This window comes from Burkholderia sp. Bp9090, from assembly GCF_003857985.1.
GTDB lineage: Bacteria > Pseudomonadota > Gammaproteobacteria > Burkholderiales > Burkholderiaceae > Burkholderia.
In genome coordinates, this window is sequence record NZ_QTPV01000022.1 from 78,275 (window position 1) to 104,804 (window position 26,530).

Consider the following 26,530-nt stretch of genomic DNA (forward strand, 5'->3'; position numbering starts at 1 on the left):
CGGAGCGGGCGATTGGGGCTCGTATGTGATTTTCGCCGGTCATGCGCGGGCGAGTTGGCGATTTGAAAGATCCGCAAGATCCGCAAGTCAGCCGCAAAAGTCCACTGCACGACCCGTCACACCGACATCAGCCACGCTCATATCGCCCACTGCGTCTCGATCAGTCGCAGCGCGGCCGCGATTGCCGGTTCGTCGCGCCGTTCGACGAGCGCCACGAAAGTCAGCTCGGTCGGCACCGTCACGCGTTCGACGATCGTCAGCGCGTGCGCGTGCGCTTCGGCCAGCGCGGTCGAGTCCCGCGCGAGCGTCAACCCGATCCCCGATTTCACGAGATCGAGCATCGACTGCTCCTGGTCGACCTCGGCGACCTTCACCGGCTGCGCGCCGGCCGCCGCGAACAGCCGCGACAGCAGCCGGTGATGGGCGGACGCCGGCGGCGTCCAGATCCACGGCAGCGCGGCGAGCGCGCGCCAGTCGTGCGCGCGCTGCACGCGCTCCTTCCAGCCGGCCGGCGCGAGCACGCGGTACTGGAAACGCGTGAGCGTGACCGTGTGGAACAGCGTGTCGTCGCGCGGCTCGTCCTCGCCGGGACGGCCGATGTAGTAGCCGACGTCGAGCGCCCGCGCGCGCACCTGCTCGAGCACCCAGCCGGACATCCCGTGCCGCAGCGCGGTTTCTATCTGCGGATGGGTTTCGACCAGCGCGCGCAGGAAGCCGCCGAGCCGCAGGAAACCGGGGTCGAGAATCGTGCCGATCCGCAACCGGCCGCGCACCTCGTGCCGCAGCGCGGCAGCGGCGCGCTGCACGTCGGCGGCTGCGGCCAGCGCGCGCTCCGCGTGCGGCAGCAGCGTCTGGCCGTCGCGTGTGAGCGCGAGCCCGCGCGACGTGCGCGTGAACAGCGTGACGCCGAGCGTTTCCTGCAGATGCTTGATCTGCAGGCTGACGGCCGGCTGCGTCAGGTGCAACTGCACGGCGGCGCGCGTCAGGTTGCCTTCGCGGGCGACCGTCGCGAACGCACGGAGCAGGGTGAGATCCATCGTCGTGATATGAGTGCAGCTTATAACGCAGTTCAGCATAACTCATTGGATCGGTGGACGGCAGGCGGAGTACGCTTCATCGATCGCGTCGCCCGCGACGCACTATGCTGAAAACGACGCGCGGGATTGCGCCGCGCGGGACACAACAATGCGCTTTGCATGGGGCACGAGTAAGCGATGAAGTGCTAACTCCATCCAGCCACGCCATGGGACCCGAGTAAGCGCTAAAGCGCTAACTCGAGTCGACCGCCGTGGGGATGGAGTAAGCGCTGAAGCGCCAACTCCATCCAACCACGCCATGGGACCCGAGTAAGCGCTGAAGCGCTAACTCGGGTCGACAGGAGACACGTCGTGACGACTCAACGCACGCTCGAGGGCGAATTCGATTACGTGATCGTCGGCGCGGGCACCGCAGGCTGCGTGCTCGCGAACCGCCTGACCGAGGATCCCGAGATCCGCGTGCTGCTGCTCGAAGCGGGCGGCAAGGACGACTATCACTGGATCCACATCCCGGTCGGCTATCTGTACTGCATCGGCAATCCACGCACGGACTGGCTGTACAAGACACAGCCGGAGGCGGCGCTCAACGGCCGCGCACTGTCGTATCCGCGCGGTCGCGTGCTCGGCGGCTGCTCGTCGATCAACGGGATGATCTACATGCGCGGCCAGCGCGAGGATTACGACAGCTGGGCGCAGGAAACCGGCGACGCGGGCTGGTCGTGGGACAGCGTGCTGCCGATCTTCAAGCGCAGCGAGGACCACCACGCGGGTGCGAGCGACGCACACGGCGCAGGCGGCTACTGGCGCGTCGAGAAGCAGCGGCTGCGCTGGGAGATCCTCGAATCGTTCGCGCAGGCCGCGCAGCAGACGGGCATCCCGGCGACCGACGATTTCAACCGCGGCGACAACAGCGGGGTCGGCTATTTCGAGGTGAACCAGAAGCGCGGCGTGCGCTGGAATACGTCGAAAGCGTTCCTGCGCCCCGCGATGACGCGCCCGAACCTGACCGTGATAACCGGCGCGCATGCGCAGCGCGTGATCTTCGACGGGCGGCGCGCGGTCGGCGTCGAATATCGCGGCGGCGGCACCGACTACGTCGCGCACGCACGCGCCGAAGTGCTGCTGACCGCCGGCGCGGTGAATTCGCCGCAGCTGCTCGAACTGTCGGGCATCGGTGCGGGCGCACGGCTGCAGGCGCTCGGCATCGACGTCGTGCAGGACCTGCCGGGCGTCGGCGAGAACCTGCAGGATCACCTGCAGCTGCGGATGGCGTTTCGCGTCGAAGGCGTGCGCACGTTGAACACGCTGTCCGCGCACTGGTGGGGCAAGCTGATGATCGGTGCCGAATACGCGCTGCTGCAACGCGGGCCGATGTCGATGGCGCCGTCGCAGCTCGGCGCGTTCGCAAAATCCGATCCCGACGATCCCGCGCTCACGCGCCCCGATCTCGAATATCACGTGCAGCCGCTGTCGCTCGAGCGCTTCGGCGAGCCGCTGCACAGCTTCAACGCCTTTACGGCGTCCGTCTGCCATCTGCGGCCGAGTTCGCGCGGCAGCGTGCATATCGCGAGCCCCGATGCCGGCGTGGCGCCGTCGATCGCACCGAACTATCTGTCGACCGACCACGATCGCCAGGTCGCCGCGAACGCGCTGCGCCTCACGCGCCGCATCGCATCCGCGCCGGCGCTCGCGCGCTACCGTCCGGAGGAGATCCTGCCGGGCGAGCGATACCGGACCGAAGCCGAACTGATCGAAGCGGCGGGCGCGGTCGGCACGACGATCTTCCATCCGGTCGGTACGTGCCGGATGGGGCGCGCGGACGACGCGCGTGCCGTCGTCGACAGCCGGCTGCGCGTGCGCGGCATCGCCGGGCTGCGGATCGTCGACGCATCGGTGATGCCGTTCATCACGTCGGGCAACACGAATTCGCCGACGCTGATGATCGCCGAGCGCGCAAGCGACATGATTCGCGCCGATCGACGCGCGGCGCACGACGCCACGCTGACACGCGCGACAGCGGGCTGTCATCCGAGCGCCCGCTGTTTCGCTATGCGAAGCAAAGGTGACGCGCGAGCATCACAATGACACGGGCCGGCGATGCGCACGGCAATTGCTTCGCGCACCCGCTTATCGCTTATGTCACGCGGCTTTTTTTGCGCGACGACATGACGCGCAGCGTCACATGCATGCGTTCAATCAGGCACGTCCGATGCGAGCATGCGCACCTTGATGATGCGCGCGTCAAAAAAGCGCGTCGAAAATTCTCGCTCAGCCGCGCCCGATATGGCAGCCCGCCCTATAAGTGCAAATCCCGATGATTGCACTGCACCAACGGCGCGACAATGTTGCGCAGTGTGCATACGCGTCGGCGCGGGAGACCACCCTCGAGGCGTAATACGGCGCCCCGGGGGCAGCCCGCTGATCCGCGGACTTGTTCGCGGTCGCTTGCGCGAATCCTCCCGGTGCTTCGCCTGACTTCGTACGGAAGGGAACATGATTCTCGGCGACACGATTCTCGAAACACGCGGACTGACGAAGGAATTCAGGGGCTTCACCGCCGTGAACGGTGTCAACCTGCGTGTGCGGCGCGGCGCGATCCATGCGTTGATCGGACCGAACGGCGCGGGCAAGACCACCTGCTTCAACCTGCTGACCAAGTTCCTGACACCGACGGCCGGCCAGATCGTCTTCAACGGCATCGACATCACCGACGAGCGGCCCGCGCAGGTCGCGCGGCGCGGCATCATCCGTTCCTTCCAGATCTCGGCGGTATTCCCGCACCTGACTGCGTTGCAGAACGTGCGCATCGGCCTGCAGCGCGCGCTCGGGACCGAATTCCATTTCTGGCGCAGCGAGCGCACGTTGCGGCGCCTCGACGATCGCGCGATGGATCTCCTCACGCAGGTCGGCCTCACCGATTTCGCACACGTGCCGACGGTCGAACTCGCATACGGCCGCAAGCGCGCGCTCGAGATCGCGACGACGCTCGCGATGGAACCCGAACTGATGCTGCTCGACGAGCCCACGCAAGGGATGGGCCACGAGGACGTCGATCGCGTGACCGCGCTGATCAAGAAGGTGGCGAGCGGCCGCACGATCCTGATGGTCGAGCACAACATGAACGTGATCGCGGGCATCTCCGACACGATCACCGTCCTGCAACGCGGCGAAGTGCTGGCCGAGGGCTCGTATGCGGAAGTGTCGAAGAATCCGCTGGTGATCGAGGCCTACATGGGCAGCGCCGATGCGGCGCTCGCGGGGGCGCACGCATGAAGCACAGCGAACGGGAGGAACGCGAATTGAGCGGCGTCGAGAGCGGCACGCCCGCGCTGGAGATCACGGGCCTCGAGGCCTGGTACGGGGAATCCCACATATTGCACGGTGTCGACCTGAGCGTTCATCGCGGCGAGGTCGTCACGCTGCTCGGCCGCAACGGCGCGGGCCGCACCACGACGCTGCGCGCGATCATGGGCCTCACCGGCCGCCGCAGCGGCTCGATCAAGGTTTCGGGCAACGAGACGATCGGCCTCGCGACGCACCGCATCGCGCATTTCGGCGTCGGCTATTGCCCGGAGGAGCGCGGAATCTTCTCGAGCCTGTCGTGCGAGGAGAACCTGATGCTGCCGCCGCCGATCGGCCCGCGCGAGCACGCGATGTCGCTCGACGAGATCTACACGATGTTCCCGAACCTCGCGTCGCGCCGGCAGAGCCAGGGCACGCGGCTGTCCGGCGGCGAGCAGCAGATGCTCGCGGTGGCGCGGATCCTGCGCACCGGCGCGAACCTGCTGCTGCTCGATGAAATTTCCGAAGGCCTCGCGCCGGTGATCGTGCAGGCGCTCGCGCGCATGATCGTCGCGCTGAAGGCGCGCGGCTACACGGTCGTGATGGTCGAACAGAATTTCCGCTTCGCCGCGCCGCTCGCCGACCGCTTCTACGTGATGGAACATGGCCGCATCGTCGAGCATTTCCGCTCATCCGAACTGGAAGGCAAGATGCCGATCCTTCACGACCTGCTCGGGGTGTGACGCCGCCCCGTTTCCCTTGCCGCTAGCCGTGGCGGCCTACGAACAACCACAACGCATCAGAACAACAGGAGACGTCAATGAAAATGAAGACCCTCGCACACGCGTGTCTGGCGGTCGCGACCGCAGCGTTCACCGCCGGCGCCGCACACGCCGCGGATAGCGTGAAGATCGGCTTCATCACCGACATGTCGGGGCTGTACGCGGACATCGACGGGCAGGGCGGCCTCGAGGCGATCCGGATGGCGGTCGCCGACTTCGGCGGCAAGGTGCTCGGCAAGCCGATCGAGGTCGTCTATGCCGATCACCAGAACAAGGCGGACATCGCCGCGTCGAAGGCGCGCGAATGGATGGACCGCGGTGGGCTCGACCTGCTGGTCGGCGGCACGAACTCCGCGACCGCGCTGTCGATGAACCAGGTCGCGGCCGAGAAGAAGAAGGTCTACATCAACATCGGCGCGGGCGCCGACACGCTGACCAACGAGCAGTGCACGCCGTACACGGTCCACTACGCATACGACACGATGGCGCTCGCGAAGGGCACCGGCTCGGCGGTGGTGAAGCAGGGCGGCAAGAGCTGGTTCTTCCTGACCGCCGACTACGCATTCGGCAAGGCGCTCGAGAAGAACACGTCGGACGTCGTGAAGGCGAGCGGCGGCCAGGTGCTCGGCACGGTGCGGCACCCGCTGTCGGCGTCGGACTTCTCGTCGTTCCTGCTGCAGGCGCAGTCGTCCAAGGCGCAGATCCTCGGCCTCGCGAATGCGGGCGGCGACACGATCAACTCGATCAAGGCCGCGAAGGAGTTCGGCATCACGAAGTCGATGAAGATCGCCGCGCTGCTGATGTTCATCAACGACGTGCACAGCCTCGGCCTCGAGACGACGCAGGGCCTCGTGCTGACCGACAGCTGGTACTGGAACCGCGACGCGACGGCGCGCCAGTGGGCGCAGCGCTACTTCGGCAAGATGAAAAAGATGCCGTCGAGCCTGCAGGCGGCCGACTACTCGTCGGTGACGACCTACCTGAAGGCGGTCCAGGCGGCCGGCACGACCGACTCCGACAAGGTGATGGCCGAGCTGAAGAAGGCGAAGATCAACGACTTCTACGCGAAGGGCTACATCCGCCAGGACGGCAGCATGATTCACGACATGTACCTGATGGAAGTGAAGAAGCCGTCGGAATCGAAGGAGCCGTGGGACTACTACAAGGTGCTCGCGACGATTCCGGGCGAGCAGGCGTTCACGACCAAGCAGGAGACGCGCTGCGCGGCATGGAAGTAAGCGCGGGCGCGGCCGCAGCGATGTGGCCGCTGCACCGCCCGCGTGCACGACGGCATGACGGTTGCGCACGCAACGAAACTCATTCGGACGGCTAAGTCGATGGAAATCTTTGGCATTCCGTTGCCGGCGATGCTGAGCCAGTTGCTGCTCGGGCTCGTCAACGGCTCGTTCTACGCGATCCTGAGCCTCGGGCTGGCGGTGATCTTCGGGCTGCTCAACGTGATCAACTTCGCGCACGGCGCGCTGTTCATGCTGGGCGCGATGCTCGCGTGGATGGGGCTGTCGTATTTCGGGTTGCCGTACTGGGCGATGCTCGCGCTCGCGCCGCTGATCGTCGGCGCGTTCGGGATCCTGGTCGAGCGCTCGATGCTGCGCTGGCTGTACAAGCTCGATCACCTGTACGGGCTGCTGCTCACGTTCGGCCTCACGCTCGTCGTCGAAGGCGTGTTCCGCTCGGTCTACGGGTCGTCCGGCCAGCCGTACGACGTGCCTTCGCAGCTGTCCGGCGCGACCAATCTCGGCTTCATGTTCCTGCCGAACTACCGCGCGTGGGTGGTCGTCGCGTCGCTCGCGGTGTGTCTCGCGACCTGGTTCGTGATCGAGAAGACGCGCCTGGGCGCCTATCTGCGCGCGGGCACCGAGAACCCGAAGCTCGTCGAGGCGTTCGGCGTGAACGTGCCGATGATGATCACGCTCACCTACGGCTTCGGCGTCGCGCTCGCGGCATTCGCGGGCGTGCTCGCGGCGCCGGTGATCCAGGTGTCGCCGCTGATGGGCCAGCCGATGATCATCACCGTGTTCGCGGTGGTCGTGATCGGCGGGATGGGCTCGATCCTCGGCTCGATCATCACCGGGCTGATGCTCGGCGTGATCGAGGGCTTCACGCGCGTGTTCTATCCGGAAGCGTCGGCCACGGTGGTGTTCGTGATCATGGCGATCGTGCTGCTGATCCGCCCGGCTGGCCTGTTCGGCAAGGAAAAATGATGCAGAGAAAAGTGCTCTACGGCGTGCTGCTCGCCGCACTGCTCGCAGCCCCCTTCATCGGCGCGTATCCGGTGTTCGTGATGAAGGTGCTCACGTTCGCGCTGTTCGCGGCCGCGTTCAACCTGCTGATCGGCTATACGGGGCTGCTGTCGTTCGGCCATGCGATGTTCCTCGCGACCGCCGGCTACGCGACCGGCTATACGATCCAGACGCTCGGCTTCACGCCGGAGCTCGGCGTGCTCGTCGGCACCTTCGCCGCGACGCTGCTCGGGCTCGTCGTCGGCCTGTTCGCGATCCGCCGGCAGGGCATCTACTTTGCGATGATCACGCTCGCGTTCGCGCAGATGGTCTATTTCATCTACCTGCAGGCGCCGTTCACGCACGGCGAGGACGGCCTGCAGGGCGTGCCGCGCGGGCATTTGTTCGGGGTCGTCGACCTGTCGAACGACGTCGCGCTCTACTACGTCGTGCTCGCGGTGATCGTCGCGGCGTGCGCGTTCATCGTGCGCATCGTGCACTCGCCGTTCGGCCAGGTGCTCGTCGCGATCAAGGAAAACGAGGCGCGCGCGATCTCGCTCGGCTACGACACCGACCGCTTCAAGCTGCTCGCGTTCATCCTGTCGGCCGGGCTCGCGGGGCTGGCCGGTTCGCTGAAGGTGCTGGTGCTCGGCTTCGAGACGCTGTCCGACGCGTACTGGACGATGTCGGGCCTCGTCGTACTGATGACGCTCGTCGGCGGGATGGGCACGCTGTTCGGGCCGCTGCTCGGCGCGGCGCTGATCGTCGCGCTGGAGGACCGGCTCGGCGACATCGGCGAATGGCTCGCGTCGATGACGGGCATCGGCTGGTTCCACTCGCTCGGCGAATCGGCGACGATCGTCACCGGGCTGATCTTCATCGCATGCGTGCTTGCGTTCCGGCGCGGGATCGTCGGCGAGATGGTCGCACGGGTCAAGACGCTCAGGCCGTCCTGATTGCAGCGCGCCGCGGCGTGGCGACGCGTTGATGCGAAGCACCATCCGGCGCGGCCGGGAAGGGCGTCGCGGCGGCCTCGGGACGGTGCCGCGCGGCAAGGCTGGTGCCCCATTTTCGTGCGGCGATGCACCATAGGGGTAAATGCTAAGTTGTCGCAGGGTGAAAGGTCCTTTAATCTTCGTTTCAGTTCTGATGCACCGCGAAACGAATTTGCAGGTGGAGAACGAGGAGACAATCGAGGCACAAAGTGCCCGGACCCCAAAGCGCTGTTGGACGGAATCCAACAGCGCTTTTTCATTTGTGTGCGCGAATTTCCATTGATGGTGCAGGCGAGTGGCGCCGCGTTTCCCGCGCCCGTTTCTGCCTCACCTCATCTCGCATCGCTCGCGTTTCATCCCGTCCCCCCGTTTTCGTCCAATCCTGCCAGTCGATCGCCGCTGGCGCGCAGCCACGCGCATGCCGTCCGGGCTTACCCGGTTGGCGTGCGCAAAAAGCGTCCGTTACACTCAGCTTTCGCCGACCGTGCGGTCGGGAAAATAGTCGGCAGTTCTCCTACAAGCAAAATGCAGAAGAGGGAGTGCGGTTGGATGAGAAGCGCGGGACGATGGATCGGGGTGCGACGGGCGGCTGGCGCCGCTCGTTCGGGGGCGGCGGTGCATCGGTATGCCCGGGCTTTTACGAGCCGTCCTGCGGACGGTATGCGCGTTCTGGAGCGATTGCCCGGCACGGCGGCTTCTCCGGTCGTTGCGTTCGCATCCGACGCGTCGTTCGGATGCGCATGAACCGCCGGTTTTCCGATCGTGTGCCGCGCGCTTGCGGAGCCGAACCAGGCTCGGCCGGCCGACCTTCCCGCGATCGTTGCATTCGCATCGATCGCGTCTCGCGCAACGCTGCGTTTCTCCGTTCCCTTCATCCTGGCGACATTGCTGCCGCGCATCGTGGCGGTCGAACGACCGTTTCGGAACGCGCCGCGGCGCGTGCGTGCGCGCTATCGCCGGGGCTCGATTGCGACGCCGGCGTTTCACGGGAAAACGAGCGTAGACGCGGTACGGCGAGATAGTTAATTTATTAATTTGTTTGAGGACCGGGAGCCGCCCGAGCGACCCACGGATTTTTCGAGCAGCGTTTGGAGACAACGTAAATGAAGATGAATCGATGGATGGAGGTTCTGCTTGCCGCGGGCCTCGTGGGTGCGGCGGCCACGGCGTCGGCGCAGGTGAAGATCGGCGTGACGCTGTCGGCCACCGGGCCGGCCGCCTCGCTCGGGATTCCGGAAAAGAACACGATCGCGCTGCTGCCGAAGGAAATCGCGGGCAAGAGCGTCCAGTACATCGTGCTCGACGATGCGTCCGACACGAGCCGCGCGGTGCAGAACGTGCGCAAGCTGATCGACGAGGATCACGTCGACGCGATCATCGGCTCGTCCGTCACGCCGAACTCGCTCGCGATGCTCGATCCGGTGTCGCAGGGCAAGACGCCGACGATCTCGCTCGCGGCGAGCGCGCAGATCATCTCGCCGATGGACGCGAAGCGCGCATGGATGTTCAAGGTGCCGCAGAACGACCAGCTGATGGCCGACGCGATCGCCGGCTACATGGCGAAGCATGGCGTGAAGACGGTCGGCTTCATCGGCTTCGCCGATGCGTACGGCGACAGCTGGTACAAGACGTTCAGCGCGGCGGCCGAGAAGAACGGCCTGAAGCTCGTGTCGAACGAGCGCTTCAACCGCACCGACGCGTCGGTGATGGGGCAGGTGCTGAAGCTGTTGGGCTCGAATCCCGACGCGGTGCTGATCGCCGGTTCGGGCACGCCGGCCGCGCTGCCGGCCAAGACGCTGAAGGAGCGCGGCTACAAGGGCAAGGTGTACCAGACGCACGGCGTCGCGAACAACGACTTCCTGCGCGTGTGCGGCAAGGATTGCGAAGGCGAGATCCTGCCGGCCGGCCCGGTGCTCGTGACCGACCAGCTGCCCGATTCGAATCCGGTGAAGAAGCCGGCGCTCGGCTACAAGGCCGCATACGAAAAGGCGTACGGGGCCGGTTCGCTGGCGACCTTCGGCGGCCATGCATGGGATGCGGGCCTGCTGCTGCAGCGTGCGATTCCCGATGCGCTGAAGAAGGGCCAGCCGGGCACCGAGGCGTTCCGCGAGGCGCTGCGCGCATCGCTCGAGAGCGTGAAGGACCTGCCCGTGTCGCACGGCGTGATCAACACGACGGCGACCGATCACAACGGCTTCGACACGCGGGCGCGCGTGATGGTGCAGATCGTCGACGGCAAGTGGAAGCTGCAGGCCGAGTAAGCACCACGTGAAACCGGCGGGCGCGGCGCGAACGGTGCCGTGCGCGCCGTCGGCGGCGCGGCGATCCGTGCTCGCGCCGCATGGAATGCCGGGAAGCCCGCAACGCGACGCCTGACCGCCGGTCTTGCCGTCCGCGCGCGGGCCGTTCCCGTCGCCGTTTCTCCGCAGCATTCTCGATACACGAAACGTATGGATCTCTCGATTGCGGCGATCCTCGCGCAAGACGGCATCACGACCGGCGCCATTTATGCATTGCTGTCGCTGGCGCTCGTGCTGGTGTTTTCCGTCACGCGGGTGATCTTCATTCCCCAGGGCGAATTCGTCGCCTACGGTGCGCTCACGCTTGCGGCGTTGCAGGCGCAGAAATTTCCCGCCACCTGCTGGCTGCTGTTCGTGATGGGCATCGCGTGCTTCCTGCTGGAAGTCGGCGGCCTGGTCCGCCATCGCGAACGCCGCCATCAACTCGGCCGCACGCTCGCGACGCTCGGCAGCCGCTACGTGCTGCTGCCGCTCGCGGTGTTCGCGATCACGCGCAGCTTTGCCGCGCAGCCGCAGCCGATGCTTGCGCAGATCGCGTTGACGCTCGCGATCGTCGTGCCGATGGGGCCGTTCGTCTACCGGCTCGTCTATCAGCCGATCGCCGAAGGCACGACGCTGCTGTTGCTGATCGTGTCGGTCGCCGTCCATTTCGCGATGGTCGGCCTCGGGCTCGTGATGTTCGGCGCAGAAGGCTCGCGTACCAACGGCTTCGCGGATGCGTCGCTGTCGGTCGGCAGCATGACGGTGTCGGTGCAGAGCATCCTCGTGGTCGTGACCGCGCTGGTGCTGATCGGCGCGCTCTACGTGTACTTCGGCCGCACGATCGCCGGCAAGGCGCTGCGCGCGACGTCGGTGAACCGGCTCGGCGCGCGGCTGGTCGGCATCGGCACGACCGAAGCAGGGCGGCTCGCATTCACGCTGGCGGCCGGGCTCGGTGTGTTGTCCGGCATCCTCGTCGGTCCGTTGACGACGATCTATTACGACTCCGGCTTCCTGATCGGCCTGAAGGGTTTCGTGGGCGCGATCATCGGCGGGCTGGTCAGTTATCCGCTCGCGGCCGCCGGCTCGCTGCTGGTCGGCGTGCTCGAATCGTATTCGTCGTTCTGGGCGAGCGCGTACAAGGAAGTGATCGTGTTCACGCTGATCATCCCGGTGCTGCTGTGGCGCAGTTTCGCGGCGCCGCATGCGGAAGAGGAAGAGGAGTGACGCGATGAAGACGATGGTACGCAACAAGACCTTCTGGGTGTTTCTCGTGGTGCTCTTCGCGCTGCCGGTGCTGCCCGGCGCGCTGCAGGTGCCCGAATACTGGATCACGCTGCTGAACTACATCGGCCTCTACGCGATTGTCGCGATCGGGCTCGTGCTGCTGACGGGCGTCGGCGGGATGACGAGCTTCGGGCAGGCCGCGTTTGTCGGCATCGGCGCGTATGCGACCGCATTCCTGACCACGCGATACGGCGTGTCGCCGTGGCTCGCGCTGATCGTCGGCGTCGTGCTGACGGCGCTCGTCGCGCTGGTACTGGGCGCGGTCACGATGCGCCTGTCCGGGCATTTCCTGCCGCTCGGCACGATCGCTTGGGGGCTCGCGCTGTTCTATCTGTTCGGCAACCTCGAGCTGCTCGGCAAGTACGACGGGATCAACGGGATTCCGGCACTGAACCTGTTCGGCATCGAGCTCGGCAGCGGCCGCAGCCTGTACTTCCTGATCTGGGCCGTCGTGCTGGCCGCGATCGTGTCGGTGCAGAACCTGCTCAACAGCCGGCCCGGCCGCGCGATCCGCGCGCTGCGCGGCGGCGGCGTGATGGCCGAAGCGATGGGCGTGAACACCGCGTGGATGCGCGTCGTGATCTTCACCTACGCGGCCGTGCTCGCCGCGGTATCGGGCTTCCTGTACGCGCACCTGCAGCGCGCGGTGAACCCGACCCCGTTCGGCCTGAACCACGGGATCGAATTCCTGTTCATGGCCGTGGTCGGGGGCGTGTCGCACGTATGGGGCGCGGTGCTCGGTGCGGCGATCCTCACCGTGCTGCAGGACTACCTGCAGACGCTGTTGCCGAAGCTGCTCGGCTCGGAAGGCAACTTCGAGATCATCGTGTTCGGCGTGCTGATGGTGCTGTTGCTGCAGTACGCGCGCCAGGGCGTATGGCCGTTCGTCGCGAAGCTGTTTCCACGCGGGCCGCGCGCACATGTGCCCGACCATGCCGACCCGCTGCCGCAGCGCGCGAAGCCGGTGGCAGGCGAGCCGCTGCTCGTGGTCGACAACGCGCGCAAGCAGTTCGGCGGGCTGGTGGCCGTCAACGACGTCAGTTTCGACGTGAAAGCGGGGCAGATCGTCGGCCTGATCGGCCCGAACGGCGCGGGCAAGTCGACCACGTTCAACCTCGTGACCGGCGTGCTGCAGCCGACCGGCGGCACGATCACGTTCCGCGGCGAGCGGATCAACGGGCTCACGTCGCGCCAGATCGTCCGCCGCGGGATCGGCCGGACGTTCCAGCACGTGAAGCTACTGCCGACGATGACGGTGCTCGAGAACGTCGCGATCGGCGCGCATTTGCGCGGCCATACGGGCGTCTGGCGCAGCATCGCGCGGCTCAATGCCCGTGAGGAAGCGCAGCTGCTGGCTGAAGCGGCACGACAGATCCGCCGGGTCGGGCTGGAGAAGCACATGTACGACGAAGCTGGCAGCCTCGCGCTTGGCCAGCAGCGGATTCTCGAAATCGCGCGCGCGCTGTGCTGCGATCCGACGCTGCTGCTGCTCGACGAGCCGGCGGCCGGGCTGCGCTACCAGGAGAAGCAGCAGCTCGCGGACCTGCTGCGGCGCCTGAAGGCCGAAGGGATGAGCGTGTTGCTCGTGGAACATGACATGGATTTCGTGATGAACCTCACCGACCGGCTGGTGGTGATGGAATTCGGCACGCGGATCGCGGAAGGGCTGCCGCAGGACGTGCAGCAGGATCCGGCGGTGCTTGAAGCGTATCTGGGCGGGGTGGAGTGATGACGGACACGACGATGCCGATTCTCGAGGTACGCGGGCTGGCGGTGCGGTACGGAAAGGTCGAGGCGCTGCACGGTGCGGCGATCAAGGTCGGCGCAGGGCAGATCGTCAGCGTGATCGGCCCGAACGGAGCCGGCAAGTCGACGCTGCTGAACGCGATCATGGGCGCGTTGCCGGTGACCGGGCACGCGTCGGGCGCGATCGTTTACCGCGGTAACGACGTAGGCGCATTGCCCGTCGAGCAGCGCGTCGCGCGCGGGATGTGCCTTGTGCCGGAAAAGCGCGAGCTGTTCAGCACGATGACCGTCGAGGACAACCTCGTGCTGGGCGCGTATCGCCGCAAGGTCGCGGGTGAGTCGAACTTCCTCGACCAGCTCGATCATGTATTCGCGCTGTTTCCGCGGCTCAAGGAGCGGCGCAAGCAGGCGGCCGGCACGCTGTCGGGCGGCGAACGGCAGATGCTTGCGGTGGGCCGCGCGCTGATGGGTAAGCCCGACCTGCTGATGCTGGACGAGCCGAGCCTCGGGCTGGCGCCGCTGATCGTGAAAGAGATTTTTCATATCATCAGCGCGTTGCGTGGCACGGGCGTCGCGACGCTGCTGATCGAGCAGAACGCGCGGGCCGCGCTACAGATCTCGGACTACGGCTATGTGCTGGAGACTGGCGAGTTTGCGCTGGAAGGGCCGGCTGCCGAGTTGGCACAGAATCCGCAGGTAATCGAAACGTATCTGGGGCTTGCGAAGAAAACGGCTTGATGGGTGAGGCGGTGGGCGGGAAACGGGCGGCGTGTTTCACGTGAAACACGCCGTTTTTGTTTCGGGGGAGGGCGACGTGACGGTGAATCGAGTGTGGGGATAAGTGCCGGAGCAACCAGCGGAAGCACTGTGACGAGAGTGCGGGCTCATCGCGTCGGGTTGCACAGGGAATGAGCGTTGACGGTGGTCGGTCGCCACAGGGGATAAGTGCCGGGCGATTGACCGGAAATACTGTGATGTCACGGTGATGTCACGGTGATGTCGGTTCACGAGCCGCTACCGGGTCCTCGGTTTTGCACAGCTTGGCGATGTGCGGTGAGGTCGCGCCAGCGCCGCCAAGGCCGGCTAGGCGGCACAGCTCGGCCGATCGGCCGAAAAAAAACCGGCTAAATGAACGGTCCCTACCATTCGGACGGCCTTCGGGTGAAAAGCGAACCCGCTATAATTCGGCCCATACATTTCTCAGATAGGTTCGTGCGCAGTCCTGCGCGCGGAATCCACCATGCTTTTTCCCACAGAATTTGACGTCATCGTCGTCGGCGGCGGGCACGCCGGCACGGAGGCCGCGTTGGCATCGGCCCGTATGGGTGCGAAGACGCTGCTGCTGACCCATAACATCGAAACGCTCGGGCAGATGAGCTGCAATCCGTCGATCGGCGGTATTGGCAAGGGCCATCTGGTCAAGGAAGTCGATGCGCTCGGCGGCGCGATGGCCGCTGCGACGGACGAGAGCGGTATTCAGTTCCGGATCCTGAATTCGTCGAAAGGCCCGGCCGTGCGCGCGACGCGTGCGCAGGCCGACCGTATCCTGTACAAGGCTGCGATCCGCCATCGGCTCGAGAACCAGCCGAACCTGTGGCTGTTCCAGCAGGCCGTCGACGATCTGATGGTCGAAGGCGACCGCGTGGTGGGCGCCGTCACGCAGATCGGCATCCGATTCCGCGCACGTGCGGTGGTGCTGACGGCGGGTACCTTCCTCGACGGCAAGATCCACGTCGGCCTGAACAATTACACGGGCGGTCGCGCGGGCGATCCGGCGGCCGTGTCGCTGTCGGCGCGTCTGAAGGAACTGAAGCTGCCGCAGGGCCGCCTGAAGACCGGTACGCCGCCGCGTATCGACGGCCGCTCGATCGACTTTTCGAAGCTGGACGAGCAGCCGGGCGACCTCGATCCGATCCCGGTGTTCTCGTTCCTGGGCCGTGCGGAGCAACATCCGCAGCAGTTGCCGTGCTGGGTCACGCATACGAACGAGCGCACGCACGACATCATTCGCGGCGGCCTCGACCGGTCGCCCATGTATACAGGCGTGATCGAAGGTGTCGGCCCGCGTTACTGCCCGTCGATCGAGGACAAGATCCACCGGTTCGCGTCGAAGGAATCGCACCAGATCTTCCTCGAGCCGGAAGGGCTGACGACCAACGAGTTCTATCCGAACGGGATTTCGACGAGCCTGCCGTTCGACGTGCAGCTCGAACTCGTGCACTCGATGCGCGGCCTCGAGAATGCGCACATCCTGCGCCCCGGCTATGCGATCGAATACGACTACTTCGACCCGCGCGCGCTGAAGGCATCGCTCGAGACGAAGGCGATCAACGGGCTGTTCTTTGCGGGCCAGATCAACGGCACGACGGGCTATGAAGAAGCGGCCGCTCAAGGCCTGCTGGCCGGTCTGAACGCAGGCCGTTACGTACAGGAGAAGGACGCATGGTGCCCGCGTCGCGACCAGGCGTACCTTGGCGTGCTGGTCGACGACCTCGTTACGCGTGGTGTGGCCGAGCCGTACCGGATGTTCACGAGCCGTGCGGAGTATCGTCTGAGCCTGCGTGAAGACAATGCGGACATGCGCCTGACCGAGATCGGCCGCGAGCTGGGCCTGGTCGACGACGTGCGCTGGGATGCGTTCAGCCGGAAGCGCGACGCTGTTTCACGTGAAACCGAACGACTGAAGTCGACATGGGTCACGCCGAAGACGCTGCCGCCGGAAGAGGCGACCGCGCTGCTCGGCAAGGCGATCGATCACGAGTACAGCCTCGCGGAGCTGCTGCGTCGCCCGGGTATCAGCTACGACGGCGTGTGTGGCCTGAAGGGCGGCGAATGCGGTCCGGCGGAGCCGTTGGCCGACGATCCGGTGCTGCTCGAGCAGATCAAGGAGCAGGTCGAGATCGGTATCAAATATCAGGGCTATATCGAACGCCAGGCGAGCGAGATCGAGCGCAACGATGCGAACGAGAACACGCGCCTGCCGGACGGTATCGACTATCGCGAGGTGCGCGGCCTGTCGTTCGAAGTGAGCCAGAAGCTCAACGAGTTCCGGCCGGAAACGATCGGCCAGGCATCGCGGATCTCGGGCGTCACGCCGGCTGCGATCTCGCTGCTGATGGTGCACCTGAAGCGCCGTGGCCTCGGCCGTCGTAATGGCACTGCCGCAGAGGCGACCGAGCAGGGGGACGGCACCGTCCCGACGCAACAATGACGGCGCGTCGCGCGCCGGCGGTTAATCGGGACGTACTTGAACAAATGCTCGTCGACGGCACGGCTGCGCTCGACATCGCATTGACGGATACGCAACGCAACCAGCTGCTCGATTACGTCGCGCTGCTCGGCAAGTGGAACGCGGTCTACAACCTGACCGCGATCCGCGACCCGAAGCAGATGCTGATCCAGCACATTCTTGATTCACTCTCCATCGTTCCGCATCTGCGCGACCGTGCATCGGCGCGCGTGCTCGACGTGGGTTCGGGCGGCGGGTTGCCCGGTATCGTGCTGGCGATCGTCCGGCCGGACTGGCAAGTGACGCTGAACGATATCGTGCAGAAGAAGTCTGCATTCCAGACTCAGATGCGTGCGGAGCTGAAGCTCGCGAACCTGTCGGTCGTCACCGGGCGGGTCGAATCGCTGCAGCCGGGTGTCGAAGTGCCGGAAAAATTCGACATGATCGTATCCCGCGCCTTCGCGGATCTATCCGACTTCGTTAAACTTGCTCGACATCTCGTCGCGCCCGGCGGATCGATCTGGGCGATGAAGGGTGTCCACCCGGACGACGAAATTGCACGGCTGCCGGAAGGCAGTCGCGTAAAGCAGACGATGCGGCTGGCGGTACCGATGCTCGATGCCGAACGGCATCTGATCGAGGTCACCGTCGACGAGGCGAATTGAAGGCGCGCGGTAGCGCGCTGTTTGTTTGAAGGTAAAGGGAACACACCAACGATGGCAAAGATCTTCTGCGTTGCGAACCAGAAGGGGGGCGTCGGCAAGACGACGACATCGGTCAATCTCGCCGCAAGCCTTGCAGCGCAGGAGCAACGAGTCCTGCTGATCGATCTCGACCCGCAGGGCAACGCGACGATGGGTAGCGGGATCGACAAGGCCGCCTGCGAGTCGACTGTGTACGAAGTGCTGGTTGACGGCGTCTCGGTGACGGACGCACGCGTGCGTCCGGAGGGTGTCACGTACGACGTGCTGCCGGCCAACCGCGAGCTGTCGGGTGCCGAGATCGAACTGATCAGCATCGACAACCGCGAGCGTCGGTTGAAGGCCGCGCTCGAGCATGTGGCCGACGACTACGACTTCGTGCTGATCGATTGCCCGCCGACGCTGTCGCTGCTGACGCTGAACGGGCTGTGCGCGGCGCATGGCGTCGTGATCCCGATGCAGTGCGAGTACTTCGCGCTGGAAGGGTTGTCGGATCTCGTCAACACGATCAAGCAGGTTCACGCGAACATGAACCGCGACCTGAAGATCATCGGCTTGTTGCGCGTGATGTTCGATCCGCGCATCACGCTGCAGCAGCAAGTCTCCGATCAACTGAAAGCGCACTTCGGCGACAAGGTGTTCGACGCGGTGATTCCGCGCAACGTGCGCCTCGCGGAAGCGCCGAGTTACGGGTTGCCGGGCGTCGTGTTCGACCGCAATTCGCGCGGTGCGCAGGCGTATCTCCAGTTCGGTGCCGAGATGATCGATCGCGTGCGCGCGTTCGAGGTGTCGTGATCCGGACATGAGCGAAGCGAGGAAGAAAGACATGAACGCGGTACCAAAGAAGAAGGGCTTGGGACGTGGCCTCGAAGCGCTGCTCGGCGGCAGTGCGGACATCACCGAAGCGGTGAAGATCGAAGGGGCACCGAACACGCTCGCGCTCGGCAAGCTGCAGGCCGGCAAGTACCAGCCGCGGACGCGGATGGACGAAGGCAGCCTGCAGGAGCTGGCGGCCAGCATTCGCGCGCAAGGCGTGATGCAGCCGATCCTGGTACGGCCCATTTCATCTGACAAATACGAGATCATCGCAGGCGAGCGGCGTTTCCGCGCGGCACGCCTGGCTGGCCTCGACGAAGTGCCGGTGCTCGTGAAGGACGTGTCCGATCAGGCCGCCGCGGCGATGGCGCTGATCGAGAACATCCAGCGCGAGGACCTGAACCCGCTGGAAGAGGCGCACGGTATCCAGCGTTTGCTCGACGAGTTCGGTTTCACGCACGAACAGGCGGCCGAATCGGTCGGCCGTTCGCGCAGCGCGGTATCGAACCTGCTGCGCCTGCTGAACCTTGCTTCGCCGGTGCAGACGATGCTGCTGGCCGGCGATCTCGACATGGGGCACGCGCGTGCGCTGCTCGCGGTCGACGCCGCGACGCAGATCACGCTCGCGCATCAGGTCGTGAACAAGCGCATGTCGGTGCGCGAGACCGAGAAGCTGGTCGCGCACACGACGAAGGAAGCGCCGGCGGTGAAGGCGCGTGCGAAGGATGACGGCGGCCGCGACACGCGCCGTCTCGAGGAGGAGTTGTCCGACCTGCTCGCGTCGACGGTGAAGATCAAGCTCGGCCGCCGCGGGCGAGGGCAGGTGCTGATCGACTTCGGCAACCTCGACGCGCTCGAGGGCATTCTCGCGCGCCTTCGCGGCAACGTCGCGACGGAAGAGTAACGAGGTGCGATTGACGGAGAACATGGGCGCGGCAGCGCCGCGCCGATGGCTCGGATGGCTGATGCAGGAGCCGGTGCTGGCGGTACTGGCGCTTGCACTGATTATTCTTCAATGGTTGCGTCCGCAACCAATTGCCACATTGGCCGGTCTCGTCGACTGGCAGACCGTCGCGACGCTCGCGGGTCTGCTGATGCTGACCAAGGCGCTCGAGCTGTCCGGGTGCCTGATGTGGCTCGCGCATCGCATCGTGCATCACGTGCATTCCGAGCGCGGGCTGGCGATGCTGCTCGTCGTGTTCGCGGCGGCGCTCGCGATGTGGCTCACCAACGATGTCGCGCTGTTCGTCGTCGTGCCGCTGATGGTGTCGCTGCGCCTGCTGACGCCGCTGCCTTTCCGGCGGCTCGTGATCGTGGTCGCGCTGGCCGTCAATGCGGGGTCCGTCGCGACACCGCTCGGCAATCCCCAGAACCTGTTCCTGTGGCAATTGAGCGGCGTGTCGTTCGGCCGCTTCGTCGTCACGCTCGGGCCGCTCGCGCTGGCGCTGATGGCGCTGCTGCTCGTGCTGACGGCGTGTGCGTTTCGCGCGAAGCCGCTCGATCTGTCGGGAGACGTTCAGGCCGTCCCCGTCCAGCGCCTGCATGCGTTGCTCGCGGCGGTGCTGTTCGGTGCGTTCGTGCTGCTCGCCGATGCGCACCATCCCGTGCCGGGCCTGATTGCCGTCGTGATCGCGCTGGTGGTGGCGAGACGTGATGCAGTCCTGAAGATCGACTGGCTGCTGCTGCTGATCTTCGTGCTGATGTTCGTCGTGCTGCGCAGCGCGGCCGCGCTGCCCGTCGTGCACGACGCGATCGCGCGGACTCACCTCGATTCGCCGCTGCGCGTGTTCGCGGCAGGCGCGGTGCTGTCACAGGGCATCAGCAACGTGCCGGCGGCGATCCTGCTGTCGGAATTCACGCACGACTGGCGGGCGCTCGCGTTCGGCGTATCGGTCGGCGGTTTCGGTTTCGCGATCGGTTCGCTCGCGAACCTGATCGCGGTGCGTCTCGCGAAGGAGCCGCGCATGTGGCTGCCGTTTCACCTCGTGTCGATCCCGTTCGCGCTCGTGAGCGCGGCATTGGGTGCGTGGTTGCTCGTGCGCGGTTAAGCGATGCGGCCGCCTGCGGTGCAGGCGCGCTGCAAGCTTGGCGGGGTGGGGCACAGCATTCGCAGTGGGTGAGAAGCCGGGGCTGTTGATAAGTGCGGCGATCCACAGTCGATCGACTGTGGCGGCACAACAACTGATTGCAGGCATCGACGCGCTCGCGTGCGAGCGTATTTCACGCATCGCGCTCGTCGCGGTGGTCACAGTATTTCCTCTCCTTCGCATCGCTGCGCCCGATCATTTTCCGTGATCGCGTCACAGCGGAATTCCTGCTGCAAACGCGTCGTGCCGGTGTCACCCGCACCAGGCGTCGATGCCACGTCATTGCCTCGTCGCCGGACTTTTTCGGGCAAGAAATACCGGTGCAAAAAAGCGACCTTACAACTGTCATCGTACGTCGTGGATTCGCGCGTTTTTCACATGATGAGGCGTCGTTTTACGCAGGTTTTTGTCGCGTCTAAAGCCTTGAATCACTTGCAACTATCGCTTACAATCGCCCGGATTTGTTAGCTAGGCACCCCTGAAAGCTTTCGGAAAGCAGGGGCCGGGTTCAAGGATTTTGCGGAAGATTGCGATGGCGGGTCAGGCGCCGAACGACAGGCACGATGATCACCGAGCGCAACGCACCGCTTCAGCGGCCGGCGAACGGCGCGAGTCCGACGACGACTGGGATGCCGAGCAGCAAGATAACAACATCGTTCCGCTCACGCGGACGGAAGCCGAGAGGTTGTTCGGTCCGGACGTGAGCAAGCCGTCGCGCGTGACCCCCTACAAGGTGGTGATCGCGCAGGTGGTCTTGTCCCTGGTTGCAACGCTGGCGTGGTGGCTGTTTTCAAAGTCGCCGGGCGCCGCTGCGCAATCCGCGTTTCTGGGCGGAGCGATCGGCTGGGTGCCAAGCGCGTTGTTCGTGGCACGACTGAAGGCAGGTGGCTCGGCCACCGTGATGAGCTGGGTGATGGGCGAAGCCCTGAAGCTCGGCGTGACGATCGGGATGTTCGCCGCAGTGGCGTACGGCTACGCCGGCGTGCACTGGCCGGCACTCCTCGTCACCTACCTCGTCGTGCTGAAGACGTACTGGATCGCGCTGGCCTGGCGGTAAGCAACAAGCAGCGTGCGGTTTCGACAACGAATCGCACCGGCCCGTTCCCGCAATCACGGCAATAGCGTATTGCGGAACGGGGCAAAACGATTTTCGACAATTTGGGTGGCATTAACGATATGGCAGCTAGCGAAGGCACGCGCGGTCCGGATCCGTCCGAGTACATTGCGCACCACTTGCAGAATTTCTCCACCTCGCATCAGACGTCGATTTTCGACATCCACGTCTGGAACCTCGACACGCTGTTCTGGTCGATCGTGTGCGGCATCGTGACGATCCTCCTGCTGCGTCTGGCCGCCCGCAAGGCGACGTCGGGCGTGCCGGGCCGTTTCCAGTGCGCGATCGAGATGCTCGTCGAAATGGTCGAGGATCAATCGAAGGCCATCGTCCACGGCAACCGCACCTTCATCGCTCCGCTCGCCCTCACGGTGTTCGTGTGGGTCGCGCTGATGAACTCCCTCGACTTCCTCCCCGTCGACCTGCCGGGCCGCGTGATCGGCCTGCTCGGTCTGTCGGACGTGATTTCCCACCATCGCATCGTCCCGACGGCCGACCTGAACGGCACGCTCGGCATCGCGCTCGGCGTGTTCGTCCTGATGATCTACTACAGCATCAAGATCAAGGGCGCGGGCGGCTTTGTGCATGAGCTGCTGTCGGCCCCGTTCGGTGCCCACCCGCTGCTGTGGATCCCTAACCTCGCGCTCAACATCGTCGAATATCTCGCGAAGACCGTCTCCCTCGGCATGCGGCTGTTCGGCAACATGTACGCGGGTGAGCTGTTGTTCCTGTTGATCGCCCTGCTCGGCAGCATGTGGAGCTTCGGTGGCGACGCAACGTTCCTCGGCTTCGTTGGTCACGTGATCGCGGGTAGCGTCTGGGCAATCTTCCACATCCTGATTGTTCTGTTGCAGGCATTCATCTTCATGATGCTGACGCTGGTGTATCTCGGCCAAGCGCACGACAAGCACTAAGCGCGGCGTGCAAAAAAGAGTTTCCGTTTTAGTTTTTTAAATCTCAGTTCCAAGTCTTTTCACAAAGGAGTGATCATGCAAGCTTACATCGCCAACATCCAGGGTCTGACCGCCATCGGTATCGGCATCATCATCGGCCTGGGTGCAATCGGCGCCTGTATCGGTATCGCGCTGATGGGTGGCAAGTACATCGAAGCCTGCGCACGTCAGCCGGAACTCATCAACCCGCTGCAAACGAAGATGTTCCTGCTGGCCGGCCTGATCGACGCTGCATTCCTGATCGGCGTTGGTGTCGCAATGCTGTTCGCGTTCGCGAACCCGCTCCTGTCGAAGCTCGTCGCAGGCTAAGGTTCCTCGGAAATATGCGACCGGCGTGAGCCGGCGCAGGGCGGAACGGAGACTTGGGGCGCTGATCGAATGCAACTCGATGAGCGCCTTACCGTTTCATTTTTCCGGAATAGCAGATAAGGAAACACCGTGAATCTCAACGCAACTCTGTTTGCGCAAATGGTCGTGTTCCTGGTCCTCGCGTGGTTCACGATGAAGTTCGTGTGGCCGCCGTTGATCAACGCCCTCGACGAACGTTCGAAGAAGATCGCCGACGGCCTCGCAGCCGCGGAGAAGGGCAAGGCGGAACTCGACGCAGCGCACAAGCGCGTGGACCAGGAACTCGCGCAGGCCCGCAACGACGGCCAGCAGCGCATCGCCGACGCTGAAAAGCGTGCCCAGGCGGTCGCCGAGGAAATCAAGGCCAACGCCCAGGCTGAAGCCGCCCGCATCGTCGCCCAGGCGAAAGCGGAAGCAGAACAGCAAATCGTGAAGGCGCGCGAAGCGCTGCGTGGCGAAGTCGCCGCGCTGGCCGTGAAGGGCGCCGAGCAGATCCTGAAGCGCGAAGTCGATCAAACGGCCCACGCCCAACTGCTGAATCAACTGAAAGCCGAGCTCTGATCATGGCCGAACTTGCAACCATCGCCCGCCCTTACGCAGAAGCGCTGTTCCGCGTGGCCGAGGGAGGTGACATCGCCGCCTGGTCCACGCTCGTGCAAGAGCTGGCCCAGGTTGCGCGTCTGCCGGAAGTGCTGTCGGTCGCGTCGAGCCCGAAGGTGACGCGCACGCAAGTAGCCGAGTTGCTGCTTGCTGCGGTGAAGTCGCCGGTCGCGGCCGGCGCCGAAGCGAAGAACTTCGTGCAGATGCTGGTCGACAATCATCGCATCGCGCTGCTGCCGGAAATCGCCGAGCAGTTCGAGGCGCTCAAGAACGAACGTGAAGGTGCAGCCGACGCCGAGATCGTGAGCGCGTTCCCGCTGAACGGCGCGGATCTCGAAAGCCTCGTCTCTGGCCTCGAACGCAAGTTCAAGCGCAAGCTGAAGCCGACGGTCGAAGTCGATTCGTCGCTGATCGGCGGCGTGCGCGTGACGGTCGGCGACGAAGTGCTCGACACCTCGGTTCGCGCGCGCCTCGCATCGATGCAGGCTGCCTTGACCGCCTGAGCGCCACGCCGGCACGCAACAGAATTGACTATCAGGAGCGAATAATGCAACTCAATCCCTCTGAGATCAGCGAGCTGATCAAGAGCCGGATCCAGGGCCTTGAAGCGAGCGCAGACGTTCGCAACCAGGGCACCGTGATCTCCGTGACCGACGGTATCGTGCGTATCCACGGCCTGTCGGACGTGATGCAGGGCGAAATGCTCGAGTTTCCGGGCAACACGTTCGGCCTCGCGCTGAACCTCGAGCGCGACTCGGTCGGCGCGGTGATTCTCGGCGAATACGAACACATCTCGGAAGGCGACATCGTCAAGACGACGGGCCGCATTCTCGAAGTCCCGGTTGGTCCGGAACTCGTCGGCCGCGTGGTCGATGCGCTCGGCAACCCGATCGACGGCAAGGGCCCGGTCAACGCGAAGCTGACCGACGCGATCGAAAAGATCGCCCCGGGCGTGATCTGGCGTAAGTCGGTGTCGCAGCCGGTGCAGACGGGCATCAAGTCGATCGACGCGATGGTGCCGATCGGCCGTGGCCAGCGTGAGCTGATCATCGGCGACCGTCAGTGCGGCAAGACCGCGGTGGCGCTCGACGCGATCATCAACCAGAAGGGCAAGGACCTGATCTGTATCTACGTCGCGATCGGCCAGAAGGCTTCGTCGATCATGAACGTGGTTCGCAAGCTCGAAGAAACGGGCGCGATGGAATACACGATCGTCGTCGCCGCTTCGGCTTCGGATTCGGCAGCGATGCAGTACCTCGCGCCGTACGCCGGCTGCACGATGGGCGAATACTTCCGCGACCGCGGCCAAGACGCGCTGATCATCTATGACGACTTGACCAAGCAGGCTTGGGCATACCGTCAGATCTCGCTGCTGCTGCGCCGCCCGCCGGGCCGTGAAGCATACCCGGGCGACGTGTTCTATCTGCACTCGCGTCTGCTCGAGCGTGCTGCTCGCGTGTCGGAAGAGTACGTCGAGAAGTTCACGAACGGCGAAGTGAAGGGCAAGAGCGGCTCGCTGACGGCACTGCCGGTCATCGAAACGCAGGCTGGCGACGTGACCGCGTTCGTTCCGACGAACGTGATCTCGATTACCGACGGCCAGATCTTCCTGGAAACCGACCTGTTCAACGCAGGCATCCGCCCGGCAATCAACGCCGGCGTGTCGGTGTCGCGAGTCGGCGGCGCCGCTCAGACGAAGGTCGTGAAGAAGCTGTCGGGCGGTATCCGTACCGACCTCGCGCAGTACCGTGAACTGGCCGCATTCGCGCAGTTCGCGTCGGACCTCGACGAAGCGACCCGCAAGCAGCTCGAGCGCGGCCGCCGCGTGACGGAACTGCTGAAGCAGCCGCAGTACCAGCCGCTGCAGGTCTGGGAACTGGCCGTGTCGCTGTACGCCGCGAACAACGGCTACCTCGACGATCTCGACGTCAAGCAAGTGCTGTCGTTCGAGAAGGGCCTGCGCGACAACCTGAAGACCAGCCACGCTGACCTCATCAAGCGCATCGAAGACACCAAGGATCTCTCGAAGGACGACGAAGGCGCACTGCGCTCGGCGATCGAATCCTTCAAGAAGTCCGGTGCCTATTGATCCGCGAGTGACACACTGAGGCCGCGCGGGTGCTGATGCGCCCGCGCCGCTTCGGTCAAGGAGCAAGCTATGGCTGGAATGAAGGAAATTCGCGGCAAGATCAAGAGCGTGCAGAACACGCGCAAGATCACGAAGGCGATGGAGATGGTGGCTGCATCGAAGATGCGTCGCGCGCAGGAACGCATGCGCGCCGCTCGTCCGTATGCAGACAAGGTCCGTGCCATCGCCGCGCACATGAGCCGTGCTAACCCGGAGTACCGCCACCCGTTCATGGTGGCAAACGACGGCGCGCAGACGGCCGGCATCATCCTCGTCACGACGGACAAGGGTCTTTGCGGCGGTCTGAACACCAACGTGCTGCGTGCGACGGTGCAGAAGTTCAAGGAGCTGGAAGAGAAGGGCCAGAAGGTCGAAGCCACCGCGATCGGCGGCAAGGGCCTCGGGTTCCTGAACCGCTTCGGCGCGAAGGTGATGTCGCAGGTCGTGCACCTCGGCGACACCCCGCATCTGGACAAGCTGATCGGCGCCGTGAAGACGCAGCTCGATCTGTACTCGGAAGGCAAGCTGTCGGCGGTCTATATCGCTTACACGCGCTTCGTCAACACGATGAAGCAGGAAGCCGTGATCGAGCAGCTGCTGCCGCTGTCGTCGGAACACTTCGAAGCCGATGACGGTACGCCGGCCACGTCGTGGGACTACATCTACGAGCCGGACGCGCAGGCAGTCGTCGACGAACTGCTCGTGCGTTACGTCGAGGCGCTGGTGTACCAGGCCGTCGCGGAGAACATGGCGTCCGAGCAATCGGCGCGGATGGTCGCGATGAAGGCCGCGTCCGACAACGCGAAGACGGTGATCAGCGAACTGCAGCTCGTGTACAACAAGAGCCGCCAGGCCGCGATTACGAAAGAACTGTCGGAGATCGTCGGCGGCGCAGCCGCTGTTTAA

24 protein-coding genes are annotated in these 26,530 nt (G+C 64.9%); 23 read left to right on the plus strand and 1 reads right to left on the minus strand.

Annotated elements, in window-relative coordinates:
• Nucleotides 1-137 precede the first annotated feature (137 nt).
• On the minus strand, nucleotides 138-1,037 hold the full coding sequence (locus tag DIE16_RS20575) for a LysR family transcriptional regulator (RefSeq protein ID WP_044845224.1): 900 nt from the start codon (nucleotides 1,035-1,037) through the stop codon (nucleotides 138-140).
• 351 nt (nucleotides 1,038-1,388) lie between these two features.
• Between DIE16_RS20575 and DIE16_RS20580 the strand changes: the two genes are divergently transcribed.
• The 23 genes from DIE16_RS20580 (at nucleotide 1,389) to atpG (ending at nucleotide 26,530) form a co-directional block, all read left to right on the plus strand.
• On the plus strand, nucleotides 1,389-3,122 hold the full coding sequence (locus DIE16_RS20580; RefSeq protein WP_260434419.1) for a GMC family oxidoreductase: 1,734 nt from the start codon (nucleotides 1,389-1,391) through the stop codon (nucleotides 3,120-3,122).
• A 408-nt stretch (nucleotides 3,123-3,530) separates the two neighbouring features.
• On the plus strand, nucleotides 3,531-4,310 hold the full coding sequence (locus DIE16_RS20585; RefSeq protein ID WP_040142748.1) for an ABC transporter ATP-binding protein: 780 nt from the start codon (nucleotides 3,531-3,533) through the stop codon (nucleotides 4,308-4,310).
• Complete coding sequence (locus DIE16_RS20590) at nucleotides 4,307-5,062, plus strand: ABC transporter ATP-binding protein (RefSeq protein ID WP_124486816.1); 756 nt, start codon at nucleotides 4,307-4,309, stop codon at nucleotides 5,060-5,062. The genes DIE16_RS20585 and DIE16_RS20590 overlap by 4 nt, the downstream gene beginning before the upstream one ends.
• A gap of 77 nt (nucleotides 5,063-5,139) precedes the next feature.
• Complete coding sequence (locus tag DIE16_RS20595; protein WP_124520443.1) at nucleotides 5,140-6,339, plus strand: ABC transporter substrate-binding protein; 1,200 nt, start codon at nucleotides 5,140-5,142, stop codon at nucleotides 6,337-6,339.
• A 99-nt stretch (nucleotides 6,340-6,438) separates the two neighbouring features.
• On the plus strand, nucleotides 6,439-7,323 hold the full coding sequence (locus tag DIE16_RS20600; RefSeq protein WP_044845228.1) for a branched-chain amino acid ABC transporter permease: 885 nt from the start codon (nucleotides 6,439-6,441) through the stop codon (nucleotides 7,321-7,323).
• Nucleotides 7,323-8,297 (plus strand): branched-chain amino acid ABC transporter permease, encoded by a 975-nt coding sequence (locus DIE16_RS20605; protein WP_044845249.1) that lies wholly within the window; start codon nucleotides 7,323-7,325, stop codon nucleotides 8,295-8,297. Before DIE16_RS20600 ends, DIE16_RS20605 begins: the two co-directional genes overlap by 1 nt.
• A 1,142-nt stretch (nucleotides 8,298-9,439) precedes the next feature.
• The gene (locus DIE16_RS20610) at nucleotides 9,440-10,597 is read left to right on the plus strand and encodes an ABC transporter substrate-binding protein (RefSeq protein WP_044845229.1); all 1,158 of its coding nucleotides are present in this window, start codon (nucleotides 9,440-9,442) and stop codon (nucleotides 10,595-10,597) included.
• 189 nt (nucleotides 10,598-10,786) lie between these two features.
• A complete protein-coding gene (locus tag DIE16_RS20615; protein ID WP_124893323.1) occupies nucleotides 10,787-11,842 on the plus strand; it encodes a branched-chain amino acid ABC transporter permease in 1,056 nt (351 codons plus the stop codon).
• Nucleotides 11,843-11,846: 4 nt separating this feature from the next.
• Nucleotides 11,847-13,631 (plus strand): ATP-binding cassette domain-containing protein, encoded by a 1,785-nt coding sequence (locus DIE16_RS20620; protein ID WP_124893324.1) that lies wholly within the window; start codon nucleotides 11,847-11,849, stop codon nucleotides 13,629-13,631.
• The gene (locus DIE16_RS20625) at nucleotides 13,631-14,386 is read left to right on the plus strand and encodes an ABC transporter ATP-binding protein (protein WP_044845231.1); all 756 of its coding nucleotides are present in this window, start codon (nucleotides 13,631-13,633) and stop codon (nucleotides 14,384-14,386) included. The genes DIE16_RS20620 and DIE16_RS20625 overlap by 1 nt, the downstream gene beginning before the upstream one ends.
• A gap of 502 nt (nucleotides 14,387-14,888) precedes the next feature.
• Complete coding sequence (mnmG, locus tag DIE16_RS20630) at nucleotides 14,889-16,859, plus strand: tRNA uridine-5-carboxymethylaminomethyl(34) synthesis enzyme MnmG (protein ID WP_044845232.1); 1,971 nt, start codon at nucleotides 14,889-14,891, stop codon at nucleotides 16,857-16,859.
• A complete protein-coding gene (gene rsmG, locus DIE16_RS20635) occupies nucleotides 16,856-17,542 on the plus strand; it encodes a 16S rRNA (guanine(527)-N(7))-methyltransferase RsmG (RefSeq protein WP_124486820.1) in 687 nt (228 codons plus the stop codon). Before mnmG ends, rsmG begins: the two co-directional genes overlap by 4 nt.
• Before the next feature lie 51 nt (nucleotides 17,543-17,593).
• The gene (locus DIE16_RS20640; protein WP_044845234.1) at nucleotides 17,594-18,373 is read left to right on the plus strand and encodes a ParA family protein; all 780 of its coding nucleotides are present in this window, start codon (nucleotides 17,594-17,596) and stop codon (nucleotides 18,371-18,373) included.
• A 31-nt stretch (nucleotides 18,374-18,404) separates the two neighbouring features.
• Entirely contained in the window at nucleotides 18,405-19,298 is an 894-nt protein-coding gene (locus tag DIE16_RS20645; RefSeq protein ID WP_006482728.1) for a ParB/RepB/Spo0J family partition protein, read from the plus strand.
• Nucleotides 19,299-19,320: 22 nt separating this feature from the next.
• Nucleotides 19,321-20,442, plus strand: coding sequence for an SLC13 family permease (locus DIE16_RS20650; protein ID WP_124486888.1), 1,122 nt, complete (start codon nucleotides 19,321-19,323; stop codon nucleotides 20,440-20,442).
• Between the two features lie 64 nt (nucleotides 20,443-20,506).
• A complete protein-coding gene (locus DIE16_RS20655; protein WP_124486821.1) occupies nucleotides 20,507-20,689 on the plus strand; it encodes a hypothetical protein in 183 nt (60 codons plus the stop codon).
• 324 nt (nucleotides 20,690-21,013) lie between these two features.
• A complete protein-coding gene (locus DIE16_RS20660) occupies nucleotides 21,014-21,538 on the plus strand; it encodes an ATP synthase subunit I (RefSeq protein WP_124571491.1) in 525 nt (174 codons plus the stop codon).
• Nucleotides 21,539-21,657: 119 nt separating this feature from the next.
• Nucleotides 21,658-22,509 carry a F0F1 ATP synthase subunit A gene (gene atpB, locus DIE16_RS20665; RefSeq protein ID WP_039351439.1) on the plus strand — a complete coding sequence of 284 codons (852 nt, stop codon included), beginning with the start codon at nucleotides 21,658-21,660 and terminating at the stop codon, nucleotides 22,507-22,509.
• Nucleotides 22,510-22,584: 75 nt separating this feature from the next.
• The gene (gene atpE / locus DIE16_RS20670; RefSeq protein ID WP_021160442.1) at nucleotides 22,585-22,857 is read left to right on the plus strand and encodes a F0F1 ATP synthase subunit C; all 273 of its coding nucleotides are present in this window, start codon (nucleotides 22,585-22,587) and stop codon (nucleotides 22,855-22,857) included.
• 129 nt (nucleotides 22,858-22,986) lie between these two features.
• Nucleotides 22,987-23,457, plus strand: a complete 471-nt coding sequence (locus DIE16_RS20675) for a F0F1 ATP synthase subunit B (protein WP_006477283.1) — start codon at nucleotides 22,987-22,989, stop codon at nucleotides 23,455-23,457.
• A 2-nt stretch (nucleotides 23,458-23,459) separates the two neighbouring features.
• A complete protein-coding gene (locus DIE16_RS20680; RefSeq protein ID WP_014895498.1) occupies nucleotides 23,460-23,999 on the plus strand; it encodes a F0F1 ATP synthase subunit delta in 540 nt (179 codons plus the stop codon).
• A 44-nt stretch (nucleotides 24,000-24,043) separates the two neighbouring features.
• Nucleotides 24,044-25,585 carry a F0F1 ATP synthase subunit alpha gene (gene atpA / locus DIE16_RS20685; protein ID WP_014895499.1) on the plus strand — a complete coding sequence of 514 codons (1,542 nt, stop codon included), beginning with the start codon at nucleotides 24,044-24,046 and terminating at the stop codon, nucleotides 25,583-25,585.
• Nucleotides 25,586-25,654: 69 nt separating this feature from the next.
• The gene (gene atpG, locus DIE16_RS20690) at nucleotides 25,655-26,530 is read left to right on the plus strand and encodes a F0F1 ATP synthase subunit gamma (RefSeq protein ID WP_034209645.1); all 876 of its coding nucleotides are present in this window, start codon (nucleotides 25,655-25,657) and stop codon (nucleotides 26,528-26,530) included.